Below are 5,329 nucleotides of genomic sequence, written 5' to 3' on the forward strand. Positions count from 1 at the left end.
GTGCGAGCCCGACCCCGACCCCGGCGACCAGTGCGGACGCCGTGGCGAGCGCGGCGAATCGGGGGATGCGCGACATGAATTCCTCCTGGAAGGCCGTCCGTTGACGTGATCAAGCCTTCCGGCGGGCGCGCATCCCGGCACTGGGCCAAGACCCCGGGCCGGTGGTGTACCTGACGACACCCCGCGGGACGCCGCCTGCGCGTCAGACGCCGCGGTCGGGCGCGCTCATGTCACCCGTCCCCGGGATGCCGTCGGCGAGCCCGTAGCGCAGGTACACGGTGCCCTTCGGGCTGGCGGTCGGCGGTTCGAGGAGCGTGAGGTTCGAGGGCACTGCGCCGCCGTCGAACACCTTCTTCCCGACGCCGAGGACGATCGGGTGCACCCACAGGTCGAGCCGGTCGAAGAGCTTCTCGCGCAGGAGCGTCTGCACCAGGTTCAGGCTGCCGACGACCTTGATGTGCTCGTGCCGGTCGCGGATCTCGCGCACGGCCTCGGCCAGGTCGGGGCCGAGCTGCTTGGATCCCGCCCACGACAGGTCGGGCTTGCCGCGGGAGGCGACGTACTTCGGGACGCTGTTGAAGAGCGTGGCGATCTCGTTGTCCTCGTCGCCCTCGTAGTTCGGCCAGTAGGCGGCGAAGATGTCGTACGTCCGACGGCCGAGCAGGAGGGCGTCCGTGCCCTCGTAGGCAGCGCCGACCTGCGCCCCGGAGACCTCGTCCAGCAGGGGGGCCTGCCAGCCGCCGAACGGGAACCCGAGCGGGTCCTCGTCGGGAGCGCCGGGCGACTGCCCGACGAGGTCGAGGGTCGCGAACATCTCGATCTGGATGACGCCCATATCTTCCTCCAACGCGTTGGTCTTCTCGGTCAGGAGGTAGACCCGCGGGCACCGGCGGACTCATCGGCCCCGGCGGGGCGGATCAGTCGAGAATCTGGACGTACCCATCGGTTCCGTGGATACGGATGCGCTGCCCGTCCCGGATCAGCCGGGTGGCCTGCTCGACGCCCACGACGGCTGGCAGACCGTACTCCCGCGCGACCACGGCGCCGTGCGTCATGAGGCCGCCCACCTCCGTCACCAGGCCGGCGGCCGTGACGAACAGGGGTGTCCAACTGGGGTCGGTGTAGGCGGTGACGAGGATGTCGCCCGCTTCGAGGTCGGCTTGTGCCATGTCCAGGACGACGCGGGCGCGGCCCTCGACGATGCCGGCCGAGACTGGGAGACCGACCAGCGCGCCGGGCGGGGCGTTGTCCGGCTGGTACCGGCCGGTGATGGCCTCGCCGTCCGATGTGATGACGCGTGGTGGGGTGAGGGCCTCGTACGACCGGAACGCCCGTCGCCTTTCTGCGATGAGTTCGGCGTCGGCGCTGCCCGTTCGTACAACCTCCTGCAACTCCTGGAAGCGGAGGAAGAAGATGTCGTCCTTCTGGCGCAGGATGCCGGACCGGACGAGGCGATCGGCCTCCCGCAGCAATGCCTGCTTGTAGACGAAGTAGCGGCTGACCATGCCGTACTTGGGGTACTCCCGGTATCCGGCGAAGGCGCGGACACGATCGATCATCCGCTTGGTCTCCTCGGCCTTCCGCTCCCCGTCGTCGTCCAGGGCGCGCAACCGCGTCAACAGTTCCCGTTCTTTCCGCTGCGCCTCATCGTGGCCTTCAGCGAAGCGCTGCCTTCCGGCACCCGGCCCGAAGTTCTTGACGTTGCCGAGGAGGGCGGGGACGAGCATGGCGGGCTGCTCGCTCCAGCGCGTCCTGGTGATGTCGATCTCGCCCGCGCAGCGCATGCCGTAGGCGTCGAGGTAGCTCTGGATGGCTTCCCGTGCCTCGCGTCCGCCGGGCAAGTCGGCCAGTTCGCTCAGGAATCCGTCACCGTCCCGGCCTTCGTCCGCGACACGCTGCAGGAATGCGACGACGTCCGCGTGCGGGCGGATCACGTCCGCGACATCGAGGAGCGCCAGCCCCATCTCCGACGTCACGTTGTGCGGGACGGACAACGTCAGCGCGTCAGCCGCGTTCTTCTCGCCGAGCCATGCCTCCATGTGCTCGTTGAGCCACCAGGCCGCCTCCATCCCGGCCATGATCGCCTGGTGGCTGCGCGGGGCGAACAGGATGCGCTTCACCTCCGCGATGTCGCCGAGGATGAAGCCGAGCAACTCCGTCCCGGACAGCTCTCGGATCTCGCGCCGCAGCGCAGCGACGGACGCCTCACTCTCCCGGATCAGCTCAGTGACGATGCCCGGATCGGTCTCCATCGGGACGGGCGCCGGACGGCCGCTTGGACGGCCGCCGGACCCCTCGTCCGAAGCCGGGGGAAGGAAATCAGGACGGTCGAGGACGACCTGTAGCGCGTCCCGCATCAACGGATCGGCTTTCCCCGCGGTCTCCAGAAGGTTCGCGCGCGCTGCTGGTGAGGCCAGGAGTGGAGCCACATCGACGAACAGCCGTCCACCCGCCTCGTGCATCGGTCGCGGCGTCGTCAGCTGCCACATCGAGAGCCCCAGCGGCTTCATCGCGTCGGTCATCATCTGCTGGTGGCCGACGGAGAGGTAAGCGTGGTTCTCCTGGTCATCGGCCTCGGGAATGGGGAACAGGGTGGTGATCGGACGGCTCTGGACAATGTGGAACTCATCGCCGACCAGGCACCATTCGATGTCCTGAGGCCGCCCGAAGTACGCCTCGATCCGCCGGCCCAGCCGCACCAGGCGCACGACTTGCGCGTCCGTCAACGCCGCCTGCCTCTGCCGCTGTGACTCGACCGGCACGTCCTCGGTGCCGCCGCCCGGCGCCGCCCGGACAGAACGCGCCTTGGCAGCGACCGCTGTAGTGAGCACCTGGTCATCGCGCACCATGTAGACGTCCGCCGCGACCAGTCCTGACACGAGCGCCTCACCGAGCCCCCAACCGGCCTCCACGGTGGCGACCTTCCGGTTCGAGGTCACGGGGTCGGCGGTGAACAGGACCCCGGCCGCGTCCGGGAACACCATCCGCTGGACGACCACGGCCATCCGCACCTTCCGGTGGTCGAAGCCGTTGCGGTGCCGGTAGGCGACCGCCCGCTCGGTGAACAGCGAGGCCCAGCAGCGCCGGACGTGGCGCAGAACCGCGTCCGCGCCCACGACGTTCAGGTAGGAGTCCTGCTGCCCGGCGAAGGACGCCGTAGGCAGATCCTCGGCCGTAGCGCTGGAACGCACCGCATAGGCGCCCCGCTCCCCGAGTCGGGCGAGAGCCCCGCCGACCGCCGCCACGAGATCGTCCGGCATCGCGAGTTCCTCGACGGCCCGGCGTACCTCGGCGCTGAGGTCGCGGACCGCCGCACCGTCGTCCGGATCCACGCGCGCCAGCAGGTCGAGTTGAGCGCTGACCGCGGGCGCCTCGGCCACGACCCGCTGAAAGGCGTCCACGGTGACGCAGAAGCCGTCCGGCACCTGCACGCCGTCGATCCGCGAGAGCTCCCCGAGGTTCGCCCCCTTACCGCCGACGTCCGCGACATTCGTAGCGTCGATTTGCTCGAAACCCAGCACGTCAGCCAATTCCGCTGCCCCCATCGTCCGTCGAGCCGACTCGCAACGACGGCAGTATGAGCCATTTTTTCGCGTCTCATGAGGAACGGGTTTCTGATATAAAGTGAAAGTGGGGGGCAGGACGTCGCGCTCCTCCGCAACCTCTTCGTCCAGACCACAACGGACGATCAAGGCTCCTCACGGCCCCGCTGCTCCGAACGGCCAACGCAGTGCGGTGACGGCCGTTCCGCACACGGTCACCCTCTCAACTCTCCTGATGAGCTGCTTGCCCGAGCCGACAGGCTCGTCACGCCCTCGCCCGTACCTCTGGACGTCGAACTCCCCCCGCTCCCACACGTCCGATGAACTGAGCGAACCCCTCGCAGAAGAGGACGAGGTGTCCGCCTTCGGGCGCCTTGCAGTCCAGTCCCAGACACCACGCTCCCCGAGCACGGCTCACAGCAGAAGCACCACGAGCACTCACCACCGCCAGCGCCGTCGAAGAAAACCAGTACCTCGTAGTCTTCGCCTTGCTGGGCGTGTGGGCGAGTGCATCAACCGACCCGCAAACTTGATCAACACACGCCTGGGACGCTCCAGTGGACCCACCTACCGGCCGATTGATAACACCCGTCGTTCAAGCTCTCTAGCGAGTGTTCTGTTGTTGCTCAAGGTTGCGGCGGTCTTTTGCCGGATTAGTGTGGTTTCTGTGGGTGCCCGGTCGCGGTGGCCTCTGACAGGTCGGCGCGGACGCTTCGGTCGCTGTGGGCTGGAGTCACTTCGGCTGGGCTCGCTGGCAGGGGTGTGGTGATTCGGCTGCTGGTCTGTGCATGGTTGCTGTCCCCGGGGGCCTACGGCCCCCGAGAACTTCGGCTAGGTGACCGGGTTTCCCTTTCTGTGCCCGGAAGGGGTGAAATATCCCGCAACGCGGCCAGCCTCCAAGACGGACAAATTATTTTCCGGAACGACTGTACGATAGCGTGACTGTTCGATAACATGGAGTTATGTGTTCGAGTGAGATCGATACCGCGTCGATGTCCACCAGCCAACTGGTGCACGCGGCCGCCTCGATCGCCACCGAACTCGCCTCCCGCCCCGCCCCCGAATCAGCAGCGGCGTGCATGGAACTCACCGAAACCCTCGCCACCGCCACCGACCTGCATGAAGCCGCCCTGTCGGAATTGATCGGCACCGTCGACCGGTCCCGCGAAGTGCAGCGGTGGGGATACCCCTCCACCCGCTCCTGGCTGCGGTCCCGGCTGGGCATGCGCGAGTCCCGCGCCAAGGAACGTCTCACCCTGGCCCGGCACCGCCACCGCCTGCCCGAGATGACCGAGCGGTGGGCCGCCGGTGACCTGTCGGCCGGGTATGCCGCCACCATCGCCGACGCGACTGCCCGACTCGACGACGATGACTGCGGTAAAGCCGAAGACATCTTGTTGGGCATGGTCGACCAGGGCTTCTCCGCCGGGAAGGTCGCCTCCTTTGGTAAGCGGATCCGTGATGTCATCGCCGAACGCGACGGCTCCGAACAGGCACCCGAGGACGCCCAACGCGGTTATGAGCGGTCGTGGATCGATTCGACGCGTTCGCTGGACGGTGGCCGCTACATCAAGGGCTGGCTGAACGCCGAAGACGCAGCCATCTGGGACGGCACGCTCGGGCCGCTGGCCAAACCCGCAGGAACCGACGACCACCGCGACCTGTCCGAACGCACCGCCGCCGCACTCACCACCGTCCTGTCGGGCGGGCACAAGGCCACCAAGGTCACCGTCATCTGCGACCTGGACACCCTCACCGGCGGCCAAGCCCCCGCCCGCCTCACCGAC

3 protein-coding genes are annotated in these 5,329 nt (G+C 68.0%); 1 reads left to right on the forward strand and 2 read right to left on the reverse strand.

What is annotated here, in order from left to right; genetic code table 11:
• Window positions 1-202: 202 nt before the first annotated feature.
• Both ETD96_RS40855 and rph read right to left on the reverse strand, forming a co-directional pair.
• A complete protein-coding gene (locus ETD96_RS40855; protein ID WP_138641845.1) occupies window positions 203-835 on the reverse strand; it encodes a dihydrofolate reductase family protein in 633 nt (210 codons plus the stop codon).
• Between the two features lie 82 nt (window positions 836-917).
• Window positions 918-3,545: a rifamycin-inactivating phosphotransferase gene (rph, locus tag ETD96_RS40860; protein ID WP_138641847.1), complete on the reverse strand. Its 2,628-nt coding sequence runs from the start codon at window positions 3,543-3,545 to the stop codon at window positions 918-920.
• A gap of 989 nt (window positions 3,546-4,534) precedes the next feature.
• Here rph and ETD96_RS40865 point away from each other — a divergent pair.
• The coding region (locus tag ETD96_RS40865; protein WP_171069484.1) for a DUF222 domain-containing protein at window positions 4,535-5,329 on the forward strand (795 nt) is incomplete at its 3' end.

Origin of the sequence: Actinomadura geliboluensis, from assembly GCF_005889745.1 — a bacterium.
GTDB lineage: Bacteria > Actinomycetota > Actinomycetes > Streptosporangiales > Streptosporangiaceae > Spirillospora > Spirillospora geliboluensis.

Excerpts from the sequence above, each read along its gene's own strand:
- rph (WP_138641847.1), bottom strand. The coding sequence starts at position 3,545 with ATGGGGGCAGCGGAATTGGCTGACGTGCTGGGTTTCGAGCAAATCGAC.
- ETD96_RS40855 (WP_138641845.1), bottom strand. The coding sequence starts at position 835 with ATGGGCGTCATCCAGATCGAGATGTTCGCGACCCTCGACCTCGTCGGG.